This is a genomic window from Kribbella voronezhensis (genome assembly GCF_004365175.1).
GTDB classification, from domain to species: domain Bacteria; phylum Actinomycetota; class Actinomycetes; order Propionibacteriales; family Kribbellaceae; genus Kribbella; species Kribbella voronezhensis.
In genome coordinates this window covers 5198034-5219140 of the sequence record NZ_SOCE01000001.1, presented here as the reverse complement: position 1 = coordinate 5219140, position 21107 = coordinate 5198034, and the positions used below count along the sequence as shown (strand labels likewise).

The following is a 21107-nucleotide window of genomic DNA, read 5'->3' as shown; positions in this document are numbered from 1 at the left end:
TGATGCTGACGTGATCTCAGGGGCGTGGCATCAGTGACCGAACCCAGACCGCGTCGATCCACCCGGGTGCGGATGACGAGCGCTGAGCGGCGTGAACAACTCATCACCATCGCGCGGGGGCTGTTCGCCCAGAAGGGGTTCGAAGCGACCTCGGTGGAGGAGATCGCGGCCAAGGCCGAGGTGTCCAAGCCGGTCGTCTACGAGCACTTCGGCGGCAAGGAGGGCCTGTACGCCGTGGTGGTGGACCGCGAGGTCCGCAAGTTGCTCGACACCGTGACGGCGTCGCTGACCGCCGGCCGCGCGCACGAACTCGTCGAGCAGGCCGCGCTCGCGCTGCTGGACTACATCGAGAGCTCCTCCGACGGGTTCCGCATCCTGGTCCGGGATTCGCCGGTCGGTTCGTCCACCGGGTCGTTCATCTCGATTCTCAGCGACGTCGGCACCCGGGTCGAGCACATCCTGGCCGAGGAGTTCAAGCGCCGCGGACTGGATCCGAAGTTCGCCCCGATGTACGCGCAGATGCTGGTCGGCATGGTCGCGCTGACCGGGCAGTGGTGGCTCGACGTCCGCCGCCCGAAGAAGACCGATGTGGCGGCGCACCTGGTCAACCTGGCCTGGAACGGGCTGTCCGGCCTGGAGGCGAAACCGACCTTGGCCACCCGTCCGCACAAGTAAGGCCGCACAAGTAAGAAGGACACGTAACAGGACCACGGTAGGACGGCGACTTCCGCCCGTGGCATGACTTGAGCGGCGGCGATTCGCCGTACCCTGACCCGCATGACGGGGATCCTGGCCGCGCGCGACGTACCGGCGAAGAGCAAGGCGTTCGACCTGCTGTTCGCCGGTGCCCTGACGATGTTCTTCGGCCTGATCTCGCTGACCCAGGAGCACTTCGGCGGCATCCTCGGGCTGATGATGCTGGTCCCGCTGATCTGGCGGCGCACCCACCCCGAGGTCGTCTTCTTCGGCGTCTCCGCGGTCGCCGTCCTGCAATGGCTGATCGGAACCCCTTTGCAGGGCGGGAACGTCGGCCTGCTGGTGGCGCTGTACGCGATCTCCGTGTACGGCGAGGTCCGGTACAGCCGGATCGCTCTGGCCGTCGGCGGCATGGGCGTCCTGATGGCGACATCCCGCTACAACACCAGCAACGACTGGCGCCAGCAGGCCACCATGATGGTGTCGCTGGGCGCGCTCGTCTTCGGCGTCTGGGCCTTCGGTGAACGCCGCCGCACCAGAGGCATGTACGTGCAGCAACTCGAGGAACGCGCGGCCCAACTCGAGCGGGACCGCGACCGCGAGGCCAAACTGGCGGTCTCGAACGAGCGGACCAGGATCGCCCGCGAGATCCACGACGTCGTCGCGCACGGCTTGTCGATCATGATCGTCCAGGCCGACGGAGGCCTGTACGCCGCGGACGCGTCGCCCGAGCAGGCCAAGAAGGCGCTGGCCACCATCGGCGACACCGGCCGCGCGTCGCTCACCGAGATGCGCAAGATGCTCGGCCTGCTGAAACAGGACGCCCAGCCCAACGAGGTGGATCCGAACCAGCCCCGCCCCCAACCGGGTGTCTCTTCGCTGCCCGAGCTGATCGACAACGTCCGCCAGACCGGGCTGTCCGTCGACTACCAGGTGACCGGCACCCCGCGCGATCTCCCGGCGCTGCTGGGACTGACGGCGTACCGGATCGTGCAGGAGGGGCTGACCAACACGCTGAAACACGCCGGGCCGGGAGCGCGCACCTCCGTCCGGCTGGACTTCGGACGCGAGATGCTGACGGTGGTGGTCACCGACGACGGTCGCGGTGCCGGGCTCGCGCCGGGCAGTGATCCGGGGCACGGGCTGATCGGGATGCAGCAACGCGCCTCGATCTCCGGCGGTACGGTGAACGCCGGCCCGAAGACCGGCGGTGGCTACGAAGTGGTCGCCACCTTGCCGTACAACCTGCCTGCTGGAGGAGATCAGTGACCGAGACCGGACCCGCCGAAGACGCCGTGATCCGGGTGTTCCTGGTGGACGACCAGGAACTGGTCCGCGCCGGGTTCACCATGCTGGTGGACTCGCAGCCCGACATGCGGGTCGTCGGCCAGGCCGGCGACGGCGGCGAGGCACTGGAGAAGCTGCGGGTGACCGCGAGCGACGTCGTACTGATGGATGTCCGGATGCCCCGCCTGGATGGGGTCGAGGCGACCCGGCAACTGCAGTCGTTGCCGCAGGCCCCCAGAGTGATCGTGCTGACGACGTTCGACCTGGACGAGTACGCGTTCGCGGCGATCAAGGCGGGTGCGGCCGGATTCCTGCTGAAGAACACGCCGCCGGCCGACCTGCTGTCGGCGATCAGGCAGGTGCACTCCGGCGACGCGGTCGTCTCCCCCAGTACGACGCGGCGCCTGCTCGAGCACTTCGCCGGCGCGCTCCCGGACGGCGAGACCGAGCGACCCGACCTGGGCGAGCTGACCGCCCGCGAACGCGAGGTACTGGTCGAGGTCGCCCGCGGTCTGTCGAACACCGAGATCGCCCAGCTGTTCACGTTGTCCGAGGCAACGGTCAAGACCCACATCGGCCGCATCCTCGCCAAGACCGGCCTCCGCGACCGGGTCGCCCTGGTTGTCCTCGGCTACGAAACCGGCCTGGTCAAAGCCAGCAAGTGATGCCGGTACTGCGTAGTCGCGGCTTCGGCCGGTGGAAGTTCACCTTGGCGACCACCGACGACGAACTCGTCATCAGCAACCCCTTCGGCACCAGGCGGATACCGCGCGCCCAGATCGCCTTCGCCAGGTTCGAGTACCTCTTCCCCGGAAGAGTCCGGCTGCGGATCCATCGGCACGACGGTAGCCATACCGACCTGCTGCTGAGCCCCAAGTGGACGTCGAGTGAGTTGAGTGGCGATCCAGCGCCGCGCGACAGCCTGGCCTACAAGATCACTGAGTGGGCAAGGAGTTCGGCGGACTAGTACGACTCAGGTCGTACGGACAGTCCATTCCCTGGTCCGACTCTTCGGGGGTTGCCGGTCACTACCTTTTCGGAGTGTGGGCGAGATCGTCTCGTTCAGGGCACTTCGAGGAGAACGATGAGCATCCAGACCGGCGAGTTGCCGCTCGGCCGTTTGCCGCAGAACACAGCAGACCGTACGGCGATCCGCGCGCACGAGTTGCGCAAGGTGTACGGCTCCGGCGATACCGCGGTCGCCGCGCTCGACGGGGTGTCGGTCGACTTCGGGGTCAGCCGGTTCACCGCGATCATGGGGCCGTCGGGGTCGGGCAAGTCGACCCTGATGCACTGCCTGGCCGGGCTGGACACTCCGACCGGCGGCCAGGTGCTGCTCGGTGAGACCGAGCTGACCCAACTGCCGGACGCCGAGCTGACCCGGATCCGCCGGGACCGGATCGGTTTCGTCTTCCAGTCCTTCAACCTGCTGCCGATGCTCAGCGCCAAGGACAACATCCTGCTGCCGCTGGAACTCGGCGGCCGCAAACCCGACCAGCAGTGGATGACCACGCTGGTCGACGTCCTCGGTCTGCAGGACCGGCTCACCCACCGCCCGTCCGAACTGTCCGGTGGTCAGCAGCAGCGCGTCGCCGTTGCGCGCGCCCTCGTCGGCCGGCCCGAGGTCGTGTTCGCCGACGAGCCGACCGGCAACCTGGACTCGCGTTCCGGCGCCGAGGTGCTGGGCTTCCTGCGCCGCTCGGTCCGCGAGTTCGGCCAGACCGTGGTGATGGTGACGCACGACCCGCTGGCGGCGTCGTACGCCGACCGTGTCGTGATGCTTGCCGACGGCAAGCTTGCCGGCGAGCTGCTGGAGCCGACGCCGGAGACCGTCCTGGGCGCACTGCGGCAGCTGGGGGCCTGACCGTGCGACGCTCGATCCTCTCCTCCCTGCGCGCCCATCTGGGTCGCCTGATCGCAGCCTGTCTGGCGATCGTGCTCGGCGTCGGCTTCGGCAGCCTGGCGATGACTGTGCACGCGTCGGCCTCGCACGGCATCGACGAGACCATCGGCAGGCAACTCGCCGGTGTCGACGCGGTGGTGACGCCCCAGAACGCAAGCATCACGGCGAAGGACGTGGCCGCGGTACGCAAGGTGCCGCAGGCCGACTCGGTGATCGCCACGACGTCGGCGTACATGCGGGTCACGTGGGCCGGCAAGGTTCGCCCTGGCTCGCTGGGCATCCAGGCTCGCTACGACACCTCGCGGATCGCGGGCCCCAGTGCGATCCAGGGCCGGTTGCCTGACAGCACGCTCGAGATCGCCTTGCCGGCAAAGGTCGCCGAGAAGAACAAGGTTGCTCTCGGCTCCAAGCTGCGGTTGAACACCTACAACGACAAGTCGTTCACCGTCACGGTGGTCGGGCTGCTGGACGACGCGGCCACGGTCGGTCCGTCCGACGCGGTGGCCACGGCCCAGACGGTGAAGATCTTCGAGCCGGAAGGCTCCATCGGCGACCTCCGGATCGCTGCCAAGCCCGGCGTCTCCCAGGACGCGCTGGCCGCGGCCGTGACCGATGCTGTCGGCAACAATCTGCAGGTCTACACCGGCAAGGCCTACATCGCCCACGAGGTAGAGGGCTACACGCACGGGATCGATGTGCTGGGCGGGGTCTTCGGGATGTTCGCCGTGATCGCCCTGTTCGTCGCCTGCCTGGTGATCGGCAACACGTTCACGATCGTGATCGCCCAGCGGACGCGGGAGATGGCGCTGCTGCGGTGCGTCGGCGCCTCTCGTCGGCAGGTGTTCTCCTCGGTGCTCGCCGAGGCCTCGGTGGTCGGCGTGGTCGCCTCGGCCGTCGGTGTCGTGTTCGGCGTCGCACTGTCGGCGCTCGGGCTCGCGCTGACCCGCGAGTTCGACTGGGGCATCCCGAAGATCGACCTGCATCTCGACCTGGCTTCAATCTTCCTTCCGCTGTTGCTCGGCACGATCGCCACGATCCTGGCCGCCGTCGTACCGGCTCGGCGTGCGACCCGGGTCGCTCCGCTGGCGGCGCTCCGCCCGGACACCGCTCCGGTAGCCGGCTCCAAAGCCGGCGTACTACGGCTGATCCTCGGCTTCCTGCTGATCGCTGGTGGCGGCCTGCTGCTGGCCGTCAGCGCGAACTCCCATCAGGTGCTCGTCGGTGTCGCCGGTGGCGTCGTCTCGTTCATCGGCTTGCTGGCGATCGGGTCGCTGCTGGTACCGGCGCTGGTCAGGTTGCTCGGCGCCCTGCCGACGCGGGGTGGTGGGGTCCCCGCCCGGATCGCCGTGGGCAACGCCGTACGGAACCCGAAGCGGACCGCCGCGACCACGTCGGCCCTGTTGATCGGCGTCACCCTGATCAGCCTGACCTGTGTCGGCATCGCCTCGGTCCGCAAGACGTTCGACACCACGATGGACGACCAGTACCCGGTCGACCTGATGGTGATGAGCTACAACGAGAAGATGCCGGCCGGCGGCCAGCAGCAACTGCACGACATCAAGGGCATCACCCAGGTCGTGCCGATCCGGACCGTCGCCATGAAGGCCGGCCAGGAGGAGATCAACGTCACCGGGATCGACCCGGCCACCGGCGCCGCCGTGATCCACAACCCGGACCTGGTGACCAAGCTCAAAACGCCCGGTACGGCGTTGCTCGACTACAGCACGATGAAGATGCTCAAGCTGGAGGACGGATCGACACTGACGCTGGTCTCCGGCAAGCAGAAGCTGACGCTGAAGGCCTATGTGGCCACCGGACTGGATCCGGTCACCGTCAGTCTGCCGGATCTGGAGAAGGTCGCTCCCCAGTCCGCGATCACCGGGTATTGGCTGGCTTCGGACCCGAAGGCGGACGGCTCCGACGTGCTGGACGCCGTGCAGGAGTCGCTCCCGACGGTGAAGGAACTGTCCGTCAGCGGCGGGCTCGCCGAGCGCACGATGTACACGAAGATCTTCGACGTCCTGCTGATCGTCGGGATCGGCCTGCTCGGTGTCTCGGTGTTGATCGCGCTGGTCGGCGTCGGGAACACGCTCAGCCTGTCCGTGCTCGAACGGACCCGGGAGAACGCCTTGCTGCGGGCACTGGGTCTGACCAGGCGTCAACTGCGCGGCATGCTCGCGATCGAGTCGCTGCTGATGGCCTTGGTCGCGGCCGGCTTGGGGATAGGTCTCGGCCTGCTCTACGGCTGGACCGGCACGATGGCGCTGATGGGTGGGCAGACCGCGACGGGCGACGTCGAGTACGCCCTGCCGGTCGGCATGCTCGTCACCATCGCCCTGGTCGCGGCCGTGGCCGGGCTGCTCGCCTCGGTCCTCCCGGCGCGCCGAGCCGCGAAGGTCGCTCCGGCGGGCGCACTCGCGACGGAGTGAGCCGACGGGCCTCGTGGTTCTGAGGGGATCCACGAGGTACTGGCTGGGTCCGGGGATCTCTGCGGGATCCCCGGACCCAGCGTCGTTCAGACGATCTCGATGCGGTTCCCGTGGCCGTCGGCGGTGTGGAATCGCCGGCGGCCCGGGATCGTCTCGTTGTCCCAGTTCACCGGATAGCCGAGCCCGGTGAGCTTCTCGGCCAGACCGTCGAGGTCGTCCACGGCGAAGGCCGGATGTGCCTTGCGGGCGGGCCGGAAGTCCTCCTCGACCCCGACATGCACCTCGGCCGAACCGTCCTTGAACCAGCAGCCGCCGCGCGCCGCGAGCAGCGGAGGCTTCGCCAGCTCGCTCATCCCGAGCGCATCGCGATAGAACGCCCGCGCGACGTCCTCACCCCCGGGCGGGCAGGACACCTGGACATGATCGAGTCGCATCCGTCAGCCCTTCTTCTGGGCGACCGCGAAGATCCGGCGGAACGGCAGCACGGTCCCGTACGAACGACGCGGGTACGCCGCCGCCAGGCGAGCGCCGTACTCCGTCTCGAACTCGGCTCGCAGGTCATCGGGCAAAGACTGCAGCACCGGTCGGGCGCCGGTCCCCTTCACCCACTCCAGTACGGCGTTCTCCCCCGGCAGGATGTGGTTGTACGTCGTCTCCCAGGCGTCGACGACACATCCTTCGGCAGTGAGCACGTCGATGTACTGCGCTGGGCCCGGCGCGTCTGCCCGTTGCGACTTGTCCGCGGCGTACTGCGCGTACGGCTCGGTGCCGGCCAGTTCGCGCAGGATCGCGTGCGAGGGCGCATTGCCGTTGCCGGGAATCTGGATCGCGAGCCAGCCGCCGGCACGCAGAGCACGAACGAAACCGGGCAACAGATCCAGCTGCTCCGGGATCCATTGCAGGGTTGCGTTGGTGACGATCACGTCGATCGAGCCGGGTTCGGCGGTCCAGTCCAGCAGGTCGCCCTCCACGAAGCTGAGCCGCTCGGTGGCGTACTCCTGCGCGGCTTCGATCATCGCGGGCGAGCTGTCGACGCCCTGGATGGTGGCGCCCGGCCAGCGATCCAGCAAGGTCGCGGTGAGTTTGCCGGGACCACAGCCCAGGTCGACGACGACCTTCACCTCGTCCGGCGCGACCTGGATCCGGTCGACCAGGTCGGCGAACGGCCGGCCGCGCTCATCGGCGAACTTGCCGTACTGCGTCGGGTTCCAGACAGGTGAGGTCCGCATCGATCGTCCTTCGAGCTAGGTATCTTGACATCGAGATACTTTACGCCTGCGAGTTGTCTTGATGTCAAGAGTCTTGATCGCATACTCTCGGGGTATGGAAGACGAGGTCGACCGGCTGATCGAGGCCTGGCGCCGGGAGCGGCCGGACCTCGACGTGGCACCGATGGAGGTGCTGTCGCGCGTCACCCGGCTGGCCCGGCACCTGGATCGCGCGCGCAGTCACGCCTTCTCCACGCACGGCCTGGAGTCGTGGGAGTTCGACGTCCTCGCCGCCCTGCGCCGAGCAGGCAAGCCGTACCAACTCTCCCCCGGCCGGCTGCTGAAGGAAACCCTGGTGACGTCGGGCACGATGACGAACCGGGTGGACCGGCTGGCCGCCCGTGGCCTGGTCGAGCGACTACCCGATCCGGCCGACCGTCGCGGCGTGCTCGTCCAGCTCACCGACGCCGGCCGCGATTCGGTCGACGCCGCCATGGCGGACCTGCTCGCCCACGAACGCACACTGCTCGGCAGCATCAGCGAGCGGGACCAGCAGAAGATCGCGCGGGTACTGCGTGAGTTGGTCGGCCCGTTCGACCAGGAAAACCACTGAAAGACGCTTTCCCAGGTTTCCGTCAAGCGCCCAAGTTACCGGCCAGGAATTCCGCCGGAATAGTCCGAAAAGCCGCCGCGTCACTTAATGCCGGTTCCGATCGTTGCTAGTTGCAACGAGATCGTGAGACTGCTGTAGCGCCCGACTATCGACACTGAGTCACCGGTCCCACTAGTGTCCTCACTGTCAGTACCTGGCCAGCTACAAAGCGTTCACATCACGGTGACTTCGGCGGCAAGAGGTGGTCCGCCGAAGCCGGCCGGTGGTGTCCGGGACTCGGGGCTCGGACAACATCGGCGGGCACGGGGCCCGCTCACCCTTGGGTTGCGGCATACCCTCCTGATCACAGGGGATGGGAGGGTATGCCGCACCTTCCGCCACCGGCCAATGGTCGCGAAGATTTGATCATGTATACATTCTGCGGAATACCGGACTATTCGGCCCGTTCCGCCGCATCGAACCACGCCGTTTCCAGCTCCGCGCGTTCTTCGGCCAGCTTGCGCAGCTCGGTATCGAGCTCGGCGAGCCGCTCGTAGTTGCTCGCGTTCGAGGCCAGCTGGTCGTGCAGCTTGGCCTCCGACTCGGTCAACTTCTGCAACTGCCGCTCGATCCGGTTCAGGTCCTTCTTCGCCGCCCGGGCCGCCGCCGCGTCGACCGGCTGATCGACGACCTGTACCGCGGCCGGCGCGGCCTCCGTCGCCGCGGCACCGGCCGGCTCCGCGACCACGCGGCGCGGCGCAGTACCGGCTTCGAGTTGTTCCAGGTACTGGTCGACGCCGCGCGGCAGGTGCCGGACCTGGCCGTCGCCCATGATCGCATAGACCATGTCACTGACCCGCTCGAGGAAGTACCGGTCGTGGGTGACGATCACGACCACACCCGGCCAGCTGTCGAGGAAGTCCTCCAGCACGGTCAGCGTCTCGACGTCCAGGTCGTTGGTCGGCTCGTCGAGGATCAGCACGTTCGGCTCGTCGAGCAGGATCCTGAGCAGTTGCAACCGGCGACGCTCACCACCGGACAGGTCGCTGATCCGGGTGGTCAGCTTGTCGCCGGTGAACCCGAACCGCTCCAGCAGCTGCGACGACGTCATCTCGCCGCCCCGGCCGGCCAACGCCGCCGTACGCCGGATGTCGGTGATGTGCGTCAGAACGGTCACCGAACCGTCGAGATCCTCCAGCGTCTGGGACAGGTTCGCGATCCGGACCGTCTTGCCCTGCTTGACCAGACCTTTGTCCGGGGTGAGCTGGCCGGTGAGGACCTTGAGGAAAGTCGTCTTGCCGGCGCCGTTCGGGCCGAGCAGGCCGATCCGGTCGGCAGGGCCGAGACGGAAGGTGACGTGGTTGAGCATCACCCGGTCGCCGAACTTCAGCGTCACGTCCTCGGCGTCGAACACGTCCTTGCCGAGCCGCGAGGTGGCCAACTGGGCGAGGGCGAGCTTGTCGCGCGGGGCCGGTTCGTTCTCGATCAGGGCGTTCGCGGCCTCGATCCGGAACTTCGGCTTCGACGTCCGGGCAGGCGCGCCGCGGCGGAGCCAGGCGAGCTCCTTCTTCATCAGGTTCTGCCGCTTGCCCTCGACCACCTGCTCGTTGCGCGACCGCTCGGCCTTGGCGAGCACATACGCGGCGTAGCCGCCGTCGTACGAGTTGACCTTGCCGCCCTGCACCTCCCACGTCTGCGTACAGACCTCGTCGAGGAACCACCGGTCGTGGGTCACCACGATCAACGCGCCGGCCCGGTCCACCACGTGCCGGGCGAGCCAGTTCACCGCCTCGATGTCGAGGTGGTTGGTCGGCTCGTCGAGGATCAGCAGATCTACTTCGGTGAGCAGCAACTGCGCCAGCGAAGCCCGCCGACGCTCACCACCACTCAGCGTGCCGACCTTCGCCTCATGGTCGATCCCGCCGAGCAGGTGCTCCATCACCGACCGTGCCCGCGGATCGGCCGCCCAGGTGTAGGTCTCGACGTCACCGCCGAGGACGGCCTGGATCACCGTCAGGTCGGGGTCGAGGTCGTCGCTCTGGCCCAGGTAACCGAGCCTCAGGTCCCGGTTCTGGGTGACGCGGCCGCTGTCGGCCTCCTCGCGGCGGGCGAGCAACCGCAACAGCGTCGACTTGCCGTCGCCGTTACGCCCCACCACCCCGATGCGCTCACCCCGGCCGACGCCGAGACTGACCCCGTCCAACAGAGTGCGGGTACCGAAGCCCTTCGAAACGGCTTCCAGATTGACCAGATTAGGTGCGGAAGTAGCTGCCATGTCCCTACCAGCCTAGTTGCTCCCCACGCAGCCTCCTCCGTCGGCTGCTCCCGCCCACCCCGGACGCAGCTCCTGCGTCGCAGCTGAGTGGTCTGTGGCCAGGGCGGGCGGTTCGGTGTGCGCCGAGCGGGGTTCTGTGGCAGTGGGCATCTCGCCTCATCGCTGGAACATCAGCCACCGGCCTCCCGCACCGAGCCGCGAGCCGCGACGGAGGAGCGGCGGATGAGGGGCGGGCGGGAGCAAGTGACGCAGGAGCTTGCGTGGGGAAAAGTTTGGTGGGTCCCTGGTGCCTGTCCGGTCGGGTGTTCACGGCCGGACGGCCACCTGAACACCAGGGAACCCGAGGGGATTTCATCACGACTTGGATGAACGCGCAATGGATTCTCTGGTTCACGTTCTGTTGAGGTGCAGCAGGTACTGCTTCTCGTTCAGCGGGTTGCCGTCCGTGCGTGGGTGGGTTGGCGGTGCGCCGACCACCGGGCGGAAGGCGTCGAAAGTGGTGAGGAGGATTCCTTCGCCGTGGGTGAGACCGGGCAGCTGCGCTTCGAAGGTGTGCACCCGGCCGGCTGGAATCGATCCCTCAAGCCGGGCTTCGCCCTGTCTCACGACGCTGTTCCGCACTGTGGCAAACGCTTCAGCGAGTTTGCCGAGCACCGGTGCGACCGCGTCGGACGCCAGGTCCAGTTCGAAATGGTTCACCGGCTCGTGCACGCGAGTGCCCGCCTCCTGGAGAGCCTGCATCAGTACGAGCGGAACCAGGCGGCGGAAATCGGCGGCGACCGTCACCGGTGAGAAGTAGTGGGTCCGGATGAGATCCACCCGGCAGTCCACCACCTCCCAGCCGTAGAGCCCTTGCAGCAACGTCTGCCGCACGGTTTCCTCAATGGCGGTGTGAAATGCCCGCGGCAGCCCACCGAGTTCGACTTCCAGCCGGTAGTCGATCCCGGTCCCGACCGGCGCCGGCGAGACCCGGAAGCCGACAGCGGCGGCCCAAAGGTTGCCCGGGTCACCGATCTCGCGTTGCGCGGTGCCGACGCCGATCGGGCGCTCGACATGGATCGGCGTGGTCTCACTGAAGGTGACGGCCAACCGGTACTCGCTCTCCAGCAAGGCCGCGATGACTTCCTTCTGAACTTCGCCGTACAGGCTGATCGAGATCTCTTCGCCCTTGCGTACCTGGATCAGCGGGTCCTGTTCGGCAAGTTGCTGCAACGCCATGAACAGCTTGCCTCCGTCGGCTCCATGCACGGGCCGGATCACCGTTTCGAGTGTCGGTGGCGCGAAAAGCTGACCACTGCGCGCCCCTACCGACCCGAGTTGGTCGCCGATCTGGATCTCCTTCATCCCACGCAGCGCAACGACCCGCCCGGCCTCGGCAGTGTCCACGGCCGTTGTACTCCCACGCTCGAACACCCGCAACGAGGTCGGTTTCACCTCGTACGACGTTGAGCCGCGGTGCACCTCGACGACCTGGCGCGCCCGCAGTTCACCGGTGAAGATCCGGGCCGACGCGATCTTCTCCCCCGCCGCACCACGTTCGACCTTGAAAACCGAAGCCTGCAAGGGATCTCCCGGCGCACCGGTTGCACGCGGCAACCACTCGCGAATGCCGTCGATCAGCTCCGGTACGCCGACGCCGGTCATCGCCGAGCCGAAGTACACGGGATGCACCAGCGAGCGTCGTACCTGCGACAGCAGCTCCCGTCGATAGTCGTCCTCCCCGAGCGTGTCCTCGAGATAGGCCGCCAGGAACGAATCGTTGCGCTCAGCAAGCATCTCCCCAAGGCCCTGGTGCACAAGGGGGAACGGCTCGTACTGCGCGGTCCGCGTGCCCAGGTCGCGGACGGCACCCATCGGCACCGCGGACGGCGTGAGCAGTCGCCCGATATCCGCGAGCAACGAGTCGTACCGGGCTCCCATCCGGTCGATCTTGTTCACGAACAGCACGGTCGGGATGCGTAACCGCGACAGCGTCCGCATCAGCAGTCGGGTCTGGACCTGGACTCCTTCGACAGCCGAGATCACCAGCACGGCTCCGTCCAGGACGGACAGCGCCCGCTCGACCTCGGCGATGAAGTCGGAGTGGCCCGGAGTGTCGATCAGGTTCACGGTCAGGTCGCCGAGTTCGAAGGAGACCACAGCCGAGCGGATGGTGATGCCGCGGCGGCGTTCGAGCTCCATCGAGTCGGTCGTCGTACTGCCGTCGTCGACCCGGCCGACGGCCTTGATCACGCCGGCCGCGTACAGCAGGCGTTCGGTCAGACTGGTCTTGCCGGCGTCAACATGCGCCAAGATGCCCATCGTCAGGGTGTTCAAAAGTCCTCGCGGGTGCGTCGATGCGATCAGAGGTGATGGCGTAGATCGACACCTGGCGCATCTGGAGCTCCTTCTCGCTCGGCCCTTGGACTTCCGGCCAGAGTAGCCGCGGCCGCGCCCGGCGGCGACTAGATTTACCTCCGACCCCGCCAATGACCCGCGACAATGACCCGCGCCAACCACCCTGCAAACGCCCCCGACCCGCCGCCGATCAGGGAGGACCAGTGGAGTTCGCCAGCCTGCTGACCCGCCATCGGCGCACGGCCGGTCTGACCCAGGAGATGCTCGCCGAGCGGGCCCGGATGAGCGCTCAGGCCGTCAGCGCGCTCGAACGCGGCATCCGCCAGTTCCCGCGCCGGGCGACCGTGACCGCACTGGCCGACGCGCTGCACCTGCCTCCGCAGGCGCGGGACACCTTCATCGCCGCGGCTACCCGTCCCCGCTCTCCTCGTCCCGCCGACCCCGGCCCGGCACCGTCCACGCCGTACCAGCTGCCGACTCCGCTCGCCGATTTCACCGGCCGCGAGGCGGAACTCGGGCAGCTGATCGAGATCCTGTCCGCCGACGGAATCGTCGCGGCGGCCGTCGTCGGTATGGGCGGCGTCGGCAAGACCGCCCTCGCGCTCCGGGCGGCTCACTCGCTCCTGGACCGGTTCCCTGACGGTCAGCTGTACCTGAACCTGCACAGTCACGGCTCCGGCGATCCGATGAGCCAGGCCGACGCGCTGACCTACCTGCTCCGCGGTCTCGGTCTGCCACCCGACGAGGTGCCCCGCGATCCGGACCTGGCCGCCGGCCGGCTGCGCACGATCCTGGCCGAGCGCCGTGTGCTCCTCGTCCTCGACGACGCGCAGTCCGCCGAACAGATCCAGCGAATGCTCCCCGGTACCGGCGGTTCCGGCGTGATCATCACCAGCCGACGCGAGTTCGCCGGTGTCGCCTTCCCCGTACTACGGCTCGCCGTCCTGCCCCCGGCGGACGGCCTCGAGCTGCTCCGCCGCATCGCTTCGGCCGACCGGGTCGACCCCGATCCCGTGGCGGCCGAGGCCGTTCTCGATGCCTGCGGCTACCTGCCGCTCGCGATCCGGATCGCGGCCGGTCGGCTGGTCACCCGGCCCGCCTGGCCGCTCGCACACCTGGCCGACCTGCTCGCCGACGAACGCCACCGGCTCGACCAACTGAGTCGCACCGACCACGGCGTACGGGCCAGTTTCGCGCTGTCGATGCGGCAACTGGTCCGGAGTACGAACCCGCTGGAGACACAGGCCGCCGAGATTTTCGACCAGCTCGGGATCGCGCAGCTCGACGAGTTCTCCGCCGATCTGGTGTCCCGGCTCATCGACCTGCCCCAGCGCCGAACAGGAACAGTGCTCGAACAGCTCTGCGATCTGCACCTGCTCGAAGCGACCGCGCCTGGCCGGTACCGATTGCACGACCTGCTGCGCACCTATGCCAGGGAGCGTGCCGTCGATCGGTACGGCCAAGCTGAGCAGGCGGCAGCACTCACCCGGATGGTGGATCTGTGCGCGGCCGTGGCCTGGCACTGCGTCGAGTTGGCCCATCCGAATGCCGGCCGGGCGACGTGGTTCGATCCGCGGCCGACCGACAAGAAGTGGCTGCCTGCTCCGGACGATCTGACCTCGACCCTGGCCTGGCTCGACCGCGAGCGGTCCCAGTTGGTGGCGCTGACGCTCCAGGCCTCCAGCACTCCCGGCGTCCCGGGCCGGTCCGTACTCCGGCTGGCGATCGGTCTGGTCGCCTTCTACATCACGCGGGGACATTGGCTCGACTGGCGCAAGGTCATCGAGGCCGCGGTTACCGTGGCGATCACCGAAGGCGACCGAGAAGCCGAGGCGATCCTGCGCAACGACCTCGGCCTCGTGCTGTCCGATGTCGCCCTCTACGGGACAGGCGACTACAGCGATTCCCTTGCCGAGCTGGAGCAAGGGCTGAAGTGGTTCGAGCAGCTGGGCAACCTGCCCGGAATCGCCATGGCGCTGGCGAATCTCAGCCACGTCCTGGAGCAGGCCGGAGACCACGAGAAGGCGATCGGCTTCGCGGACCGCGCCCTGGACTGCTACACCGAGCTGGACGACCCGGTCGGCCAGGCGACAGCGCTGATCAACCTGGGTCAATTGCACGGCAATCTGGGTCACCGCGTCCAGGAGCGGGACTGCTTCGACCGCAGCATCGCGCTGAGCACGAAGTACGGGCACCAGCGGGCGCTGTCCATCGCCCTGCTGAGATCCGGCATCACCTATCTCGAAGCAGGTCACCCAGAGCCTGCGGTGGCCGAGCTGCAGCGTTGCGTCGAGGGTTTCGAGTCCCTCGGCAATCAGGTCGGCCTGGCCGAGGGACTCGTCGAACTCGGTCGTGCCCACGAAGCACTGGGCGACCCGGAGACGGCGATCGAGCACTACACCGACGCCTACGAGATCGCCCGGTACTACGACGACGGCGTACGGCGGGAAGCAGCGCTCAGCCGGCTCCGGGAACTCGGCTCACCGCTCGTGGAAGCAGCAGGTGGAGACCGCACCGGTGGCGAGGTTGACGACGGCTCCGTCGAGCTCGCGCGACCCACGGATCCATAGCCCGCCGAATCCATTCGCGACCAGGAAAGCGCCCCACAGCAGCACCCACGGCTCGACCCCGTCCTCGGTCGGGAACAGCTCGGGCGTCGGGTCGATCCGGCGCTGCAGAATGTACGGCGAATCCATCGCGGCCGCGAGCTGCTGCTGCCAGCTCGCCGCGTCCGTCTGCCAACCGAGCACCACGCCTTGGCCGCCGTGCAACGTGGTCGGCTTGAGGACCAGCCTGTTCTGATCGGCCTCGGCGTACTCGATCAGGTCACGCCGCTCGCCGTCGACGGTGACCGGTCCCGGCCGGACCATCCGGGTCCAGGGCAGGATGCGGTCGAGGCTGACGAGTTCCTGTTCGGAGTACAGGTGCCGGTTCGCCTCGTCCGAGACGAGCGCGAGAACGCCCTTGCTGCCGTAGAGCTCGGCGTCCATCGAGGTGAAGATGGAGACGTGCCCGAGCTCGGCGGCCCGTAGTACCGGCTCGAGCAGTTCGAGCGCGCCCGGCTTGTGCAGGTCCTCGAGCATGAACAGGCGGAAGATCGTGTCGACCCGGCGGCCGTCCAGCCACAGGTGGTCGTCGCGGAGTTCGAGGCTGTCCACCGAGCACGCGGTGGCGTCGATGCCGTACTTCGCCAGCTCCGCGGCCGACTTGAGCAGCTGCGGTTCGAGCTGCGGGAAGCTGTCGGGGAAGTCCACGATCACGACGAACGGCCGCTCGTCGGCCAGCTCCACCTCGGCGATGATCGTCTGGACCAGCTCGGCCATCGTGTCCTTGAAGACGAGGTCGTGCTCGGTGACGAACTCCTTCACGAACGGCAGGTCGAGCAACGCCCGGTTGAGCATCTGATTGTCGACACCGCCCGCGGTACTGCCGGTGTTCAACTCCAGCAGGTGAAAGCCGTCGGCATCGCGGTACAGGTCCGCGCGGCCGAATCGGCTCGGAGCCTTGGCGTTCCCCCGCACGACCACCTTCGCCTGCACCTCGGACAGCCCGACCGCTCGCGCGAACGCGGCCAGGTCCCCGCCGTACAAGCGTTCCGGAAGGCTGGTGATGGCGGCGAACAGTACTTCGAGGTCGGTGCTCAGCTCGGCGAGCGGCTCGCGTTCCAGGAACACCGGGCGGGACAGCGAGTTGCCCCAGTACGAGGTGGCGGCGACGGCGTCGCTCACTGCGGCGTGCAGCTCGGCAGGCTTCGGGCCACGATCGGCGGCCGCGGCGAGGTAGTCATCGGTCAGCGTCATCTGGCCCTCCGTGGAGTCACTGGCCCATCGAAGCGGTCGGCACGTCCGGTTGCGGCCGTGCGTCGGGGCCCTGGCGATGCCGGGGACAGTACAGAGCCTCAAACCGCTCGGCCAGAGGGTTGCCGCAATTGGCCGGCGAATCAAACGCTCATTTGCCGGATTTGAGTTTTCACCCTTGTTTTCAAGGGTTTTCCCGCCTGGCCGAGGCCTCGACACAGGAGTAATCTCGCGGACTGCGACCGCGTCGGTGACCACCGTGACCGGGCTCGTCGCCGCGCCGACCGCCCATCGGACAGGAGTCGAATCACCAGATGAGTACCTCCACGAAAACCGGTGTCACCGTTGTCATCGTCCCGCCGGCCACCGCCAACGGCCCGATGCACGTGGGTCATCTCTCCGGTCCCTACCTGGCCGCGGACATCGCCGCCCGCGCCGCCCGGGCCCGGGGTGAACGAGTCGTCACCACGGCCGGGTTCGACGTCCACCAGAACTGGGTGCTGACCCGGGCCGAGCGGGAAGGCGTCGACGTCGAGAAACTCGCCGCCGGCTTCCGCGAGGAGATCATCGCCGCGCTGGACGCCGCCAGGATCCACTACGACGTCTTCCTGAACCCGCAGAGCGAGGACTACCAGCGCGGCGTCACCACCCTCGCCGCCGATCTCACCGAGGCCGGGCGCTTCCCGATGCGCAAGCTCACCCTGCTCGCGTGCGCCGACTGCAACCGCACCCTGCACCAGTCGTACGTCGTCGGCACCTGCGCCTGGTGCGGTTCGGAAGCGGCCGGTGGCGGCTGCGAAGGATGTGGCGGCTACACGTCCGCCGAGAACCTCGTCGACCCCAAGTGCAACCGCTGCGGCGGAGCGCCCCGGCCGTTCCTCGCCACCGTGCCGGTGCTGCCGATGGAGGACTACCGCGAAGAGATCATGGAGGTCTGGCTCCGCGCCGAACTTCCCGATCGGGCCCGCAAGATCGTCGCGCACTACCTGGAGCGCCGGCTCCCCGACGTACCGATCGCCTACCCGACCAACTGGGGCCTGGCCGGCACCGGGCCGCACGAGGGACTGCGGCTCGAGGTGTACGCCGAGGTCGGGCTGAGCACCTTGCACGGTGTTGCCCAAGGCATCAAACCGGGTGCGCTCGGGCTGGAGGCGACCGCCGAGGCGCTGTCCGAGGTCGATGCGCTCTGGCACTTCAACGGGATCGACAACGGGTTCTACTTCGCGCTGTTCTGGCCGGCCCTCTACCTGGCGGCCGGCCTGTCGCCGGACTCCATCGGCGGCGCGCAGGTGAACGAGTTCTACACCCTCGACGGCGAGAAGTTCTCCACCAGCCGCAACCACGCGATCTGGGCCAACGACTTCCTCACCTCCGAAGACGTCGACGTCGTCCGCCTCTACCTCGCCTGGGACCGGCCGGACCGCTTCGCGAGCAACTTCACCCTGTCGGCGTACCGCGAGTTCGAGGCCTACGTCCGCCCGCTGCTCGATGCCGCCCGCGAGCGCGCCTCATCCGACGAGGTCGCCGAACACCCGCTGCCGCCGGTGCTTGCCGAGGCGGAGGTGACGCGCGGTCTCGCGGCCTTGAAGCCACGCGGCTTCGACCCGGCACTCGCAGTCCGGGCCGTGTTGACCGGGATGGCAGCCAGCGCGCCCGGTGTCGAAGCCCTCCTGCAGATCCTGACCGGTCGGTGAACTGATGGACGCCCCCGACTACGACGGCCGCATCTTCCGCCCCGTCGGCAACCCACCCGGCGCCCCGACCGGCCGCTACCACCAGAACGGCAAACTCATCTGGGCCGACTTCGGCGGCGGCAAACTGTACTTCGGCCGCCTCGTCGGCACCTGCGACGCCTCCGGCACCATCACCGCCACCTACTGCCAACTCGCCACCGACGGCTCAGTGACGGCCGGCCAGGTCACCAGCGTCCCCGACTACGACGAAGCCGGCACCCTCACCCTCACCGAACACTGGCGCCGCCTGGACGGCTCCACCGGGATCTCGGTCATTGAAGAGGTAGACGCTTCTTTAGCACCACCGGCGCCTGAGTCCCTTACTGGCTAGTACTGCGTTTCCCACGCGGCTCACTGCGTTTCGCCGCTCCCGCCCACCCGTTGGTCGCGGCTCCTACGTCGCCGCTCAACTTCGCACCGGGTGCCCGAATCCTTCGGCGCTTGACGTGGCTCTCGGGTGCACCTGAGTCGTCGTCGAGCGGAAGGCGCAAGCTCGGGGGGACGCGAAACACAGTGGTCTCGCGGGGGCGGCCCACCCAATGAGTTCATGAGAAGCGAGATCGATGGCTGCTCACCAGTAGACGACCAGTTGTCGAGAGGCGACGTCGGAGCCGCAACCGGGCGTGAGGTGGACCAGCGAACGCATGGGTGAAGCAGCAAACACCATTGAGCTGCGCGGAATCACCGACCTCGCGAGACACGAGTGCCTCGGGCAGTTGTCGAGCAGCGACGCAGGAGCCGCGACCCGGGGGCCGGAAGCGGCGAACGCAGTGAGACGCGTGCGATCGCCTGATGCCGCGACACACCGGTACCTCCGAAGTTTTGAGCGGCGACGCAGGAGCCGCGAACCCGGGCGGGCGGGAGCGGCGAACGCAGTGAGCTGCGTGGGAAATCACCCACCCGCCAGACACGAGTACCCCCGCGCAGTTGCCGAGCGGCGACGTAGGAGCCGCGAACCTGGGCGGGTGGGAGCGGCGAACGCAGTGAGCTGCGTGGGGTCTACCGGTTGGCGGGGGCTGGGAGGATGCGCGCGCCGGGGACCGGGCCTTCGGCTTGGCGGACCATTCGGCACAGACCCGATTCGGCCAGATCCACCGCGAGGTCGACGGCTCGGCGGCTGTCGGCGGCCAGAAACAGACAGGTGGGCCCCGAGCCGGAGATCATCGCGGCGAGGGCTCCTTGGTCGAGGCCGAACTGGAGAGTCGCCGCCAGTTCCGGCCGCAGCGAAAGAGCGGCCGCTTGCATGTCGTTGCTGAGGGCAACTGCAAGCGCGGCCGGCTTACCTGACAACAGAGCCGACAACAACTCAGGCCGTACTTCGGGCGCCTCGACCCGCCGCAACGGGCGAAGGCGATCGAGTTCCTTGAAGACAGCAGGCGTAGACAACCCGCCCTCAGCAATGGCAAACACCCAGTGGAACGTCCCGCGCGACATCACCTCGGTCACCTGTTCACCACGCCCCCGCCCAAGCGCGGTGTGGCCGACCAGGCAAAACGGTACGTCGCTGCCCAACTCCGCCGCGATCCGCTCCAGCTCCGGCTGCGACAAGCCGAGTCCCCAGAGCCGATTGCACGCGACCAGCGTCGCCGCCGCGTCGGTGGAGCCGCCGGCCATCCCGCCGGCGACCGGGATGGTCTTGCGGATGCTCAGGTCGACGCCTTCCTCGACGTCGAACTCGACCTGGAGCATCCGGGCCGCGCGGACCGCGAGGTTGGAGTCGTCGGTCGGTACGTCGACGGCGAAGTCGCCGACCACCTCGACGGTGATGGCGGCGTCGTCGCGCAGGGTCGCGGTGACGTCGTCGTACAGGGCAACGGCCTGGTAGACGGTCGCGAGCGGATGGAACCCGTCCGGGCGCGGCGGACCGACGGACAGACCGAGATTGATCTTGGCCGGCGACCGCACCGTGACCTGGGCATTTGGTGGCACGCGCAAACCCTAGGCCATGTCAGCACCAGTTGCCTGTACTACGTGGCGTCGGCCGGAGGTGGCGACAGAGCCTGGTGACTCGCCCCGGCGATGCGGGCGAATTCCTCGATGCCGAGCATCTCGCCACGAAGCGTCGGGTCGATGCCGGCGGCCACCAGCACCGCGTCGAGGCGGGCCCGGTCGGGCATCCAGCGGGCCAGAGCCGAGCGGACGGTCTTGCGGCGTTGCGAGAACGCGGCCTCGATCACAGCGAAGACCTCGGCGCGAGTCGCCGGGGTCTCCGGGGCGGGACGGCGGGAGAAGGCAACCAATCCGGAGTCCACGTTCGGGGCCGGCCAGAACACGTTCCGCCCGATCGGCCCGGCCCGCCGCACATCGGCGTACCAGGCGGCCTTGGCGGACGGTACGCCGTACGTCCGGGAGCCGGGTGGGGCGGCGAGCCGGTCCGCGACCTCCGACTGGACCATCACGAGCCCGTGCCGCATCGTCGGGGCGATCTCGAGCAGATGCAGCAGGACCGGTACGGCGACGTTGTACGGCAGGTTTGCCACGCAGGCGTCCGGAGTGCCGAGCTGATCGGCTGAGACAGCCATCGCATCCGCGAGGACGACGGTCAGCGCAGCGGCCTGCCCAGGCGCATATTCAGCGACCGTCCCAGGCAGGGCGCCGGCCAGCAGTGGGTCGATCTCGACGGCGGTGACCCGGTGGCCCTCGGCAAGCAAGGCCAGCGTGAGCGAGCCGAGTCCGGGTCCGACCTCCAGCACGGTCTCGCCGGCCGGGGCCAGGTCGGCGGCGCGGACGATCCGGCGCACCGTGTTCGGGTCGATGACGAAGTTCTGGCCGCGCTGCTTGGTGGGCCGGAGCCCGAGCGAGGCGGCCAGTGAACGCACTTCCGCCGGACCGAGGAGTCTCGGTCCGGCG

Annotated in this window: 17 protein-coding genes; 10 read left to right on the top strand and 7 right to left on the bottom strand. The window is 68.2% G+C overall.

The features are described 5' to 3' along the window. Positions 1-72: 72 nt before the first annotated feature. From EV138_RS24375 to EV138_RS24350, 6 genes are all read left to right on the top strand, one after another. Entirely contained in the window at positions 73-675 is a 603-nt protein-coding gene (locus EV138_RS24375; RefSeq protein WP_255513732.1) for a TetR/AcrR family transcriptional regulator, read from the top strand. Between the two features lie 102 nt (positions 676-777). After that, positions 778-1965, top strand: coding sequence for a sensor histidine kinase (locus EV138_RS24370; protein WP_133981102.1), 1188 nt, complete (start codon positions 778-780; stop codon positions 1963-1965). Further along, entirely contained in the window at positions 1962-2648 is a 687-nt protein-coding gene (locus EV138_RS24365) for a response regulator transcription factor (protein ID WP_133981101.1), read from the top strand. Before EV138_RS24370 ends, EV138_RS24365 begins: the two co-directional genes overlap by 4 nt. Continuing rightward, on the top strand, positions 2648-2950 hold the full coding sequence (locus EV138_RS24360; RefSeq protein WP_133981100.1) for a PH domain-containing protein: 303 nt from the start codon (positions 2648-2650) through the stop codon (positions 2948-2950). The genes EV138_RS24365 and EV138_RS24360 overlap by 1 nt, the downstream gene beginning before the upstream one ends. Positions 2951-3067: 117 nt before the next feature. Beyond that, positions 3068-3847 carry an ABC transporter ATP-binding protein gene (locus EV138_RS24355; protein WP_133981099.1) on the top strand — a complete coding sequence of 260 codons (780 nt, stop codon included), beginning with the start codon at positions 3068-3070 and terminating at the stop codon, positions 3845-3847. 2 nt (positions 3848-3849) lie between these two features. Beyond that, a complete protein-coding gene (locus EV138_RS24350; RefSeq protein WP_133981098.1) occupies positions 3850-6315 on the top strand; it encodes an ABC transporter permease in 2466 nt (821 codons plus the stop codon). Positions 6316-6401: 86 nt separating this feature from the next. Here the strand turns inward: EV138_RS24350 and EV138_RS24345 are convergent, their stop codons facing one another. Together EV138_RS24345 and EV138_RS24340 are read right to left on the bottom strand one after the other, a co-directional pair. Further along, entirely contained in the window at positions 6402-6749 is a 348-nt protein-coding gene (locus EV138_RS24345; RefSeq protein ID WP_133981097.1) for a VOC family protein, read from the bottom strand. A 3-nt stretch (positions 6750-6752) separates the two neighbouring features. Next, the gene (locus tag EV138_RS24340; RefSeq protein WP_133981096.1) at positions 6753-7544 is read right to left on the bottom strand and encodes a methyltransferase domain-containing protein; all 792 of its coding nucleotides are present in this window, start codon (positions 7542-7544) and stop codon (positions 6753-6755) included. Between the two features lie 94 nt (positions 7545-7638). Between EV138_RS24340 and EV138_RS24335 the strand changes: the two genes are divergently transcribed. Beyond that, on the top strand, positions 7639-8136 hold the full coding sequence (locus tag EV138_RS24335; protein ID WP_133981095.1) for a MarR family winged helix-turn-helix transcriptional regulator: 498 nt from the start codon (positions 7639-7641) through the stop codon (positions 8134-8136). Between the two features lie 433 nt (positions 8137-8569). On the opposite strand, the gene EV138_RS24330 is transcribed toward EV138_RS24335, so the two are convergent. Both EV138_RS24330 and EV138_RS24325 read right to left on the bottom strand, forming a co-directional pair. Further along, on the bottom strand, positions 8570-10390 hold the full coding sequence (locus tag EV138_RS24330; protein WP_133981094.1) for an ABC-F family ATP-binding cassette domain-containing protein: 1821 nt from the start codon (positions 10388-10390) through the stop codon (positions 8570-8572). Between the two features lie 390 nt (positions 10391-10780). Further along, positions 10781-12691, bottom strand: coding sequence for an elongation factor G (locus EV138_RS24325; RefSeq protein WP_133981093.1), 1911 nt, complete (start codon positions 12689-12691; stop codon positions 10781-10783). Positions 12692-12930: 239 nt separating this feature from the next. On the opposite strand from EV138_RS24325, the gene EV138_RS24320 reads away from it, so the two are divergent. Then, positions 12931-15297: an XRE family transcriptional regulator gene (locus EV138_RS24320; RefSeq protein WP_166678663.1), complete on the top strand. Its 2367-nt coding sequence runs from the start codon at positions 12931-12933 to the stop codon at positions 15295-15297. Here EV138_RS24320 and EV138_RS24315 read toward each other — a convergent pair. After that, positions 15208-16527 carry a hypothetical protein gene (locus tag EV138_RS24315; RefSeq protein ID WP_133981091.1) on the bottom strand — a complete coding sequence of 440 codons (1320 nt, stop codon included), beginning with the start codon at positions 16525-16527 and terminating at the stop codon, positions 15208-15210. The two genes, EV138_RS24320 and EV138_RS24315, sit on opposite strands and share 90 nt — an antisense overlap. 311 nt (positions 16528-16838) lie before the next feature. On the opposite strand from EV138_RS24315, the gene EV138_RS24310 reads away from it, so the two are divergent. Both EV138_RS24310 and EV138_RS24305 read left to right on the top strand, forming a co-directional pair. Then, positions 16839-18218, top strand: a complete 1380-nt coding sequence (locus tag EV138_RS24310) for a class I tRNA ligase family protein (RefSeq protein ID WP_133981090.1) — start codon at positions 16839-16841, stop codon at positions 18216-18218. Positions 18219-18222: 4 nt separating this feature from the next. Then, complete coding sequence (locus EV138_RS24305; protein ID WP_133981089.1) at positions 18223-18588, top strand: avidin-fold protein; 366 nt, start codon at positions 18223-18225, stop codon at positions 18586-18588. 668 nt (positions 18589-19256) lie between these two features. Here EV138_RS24305 and EV138_RS24300 read toward each other — a convergent pair. Both EV138_RS24300 and rsmA read right to left on the bottom strand, forming a co-directional pair. After that, positions 19257-20192 (bottom strand): 4-(cytidine 5'-diphospho)-2-C-methyl-D-erythritol kinase, encoded by a 936-nt coding sequence (locus tag EV138_RS24300; RefSeq protein ID WP_133981088.1) that lies wholly within the window; start codon positions 20190-20192, stop codon positions 19257-19259. A 32-nt stretch (positions 20193-20224) separates the two neighbouring features. Continuing rightward, positions 20225-21076 carry a 16S rRNA (adenine(1518)-N(6)/adenine(1519)-N(6))-dimethyltransferase RsmA gene (gene rsmA, locus EV138_RS24295; protein ID WP_238158322.1) on the bottom strand — a complete coding sequence of 284 codons (852 nt, stop codon included), beginning with the start codon at positions 21074-21076 and terminating at the stop codon, positions 20225-20227. Positions 21077-21107 lie beyond the last annotated feature (31 nt).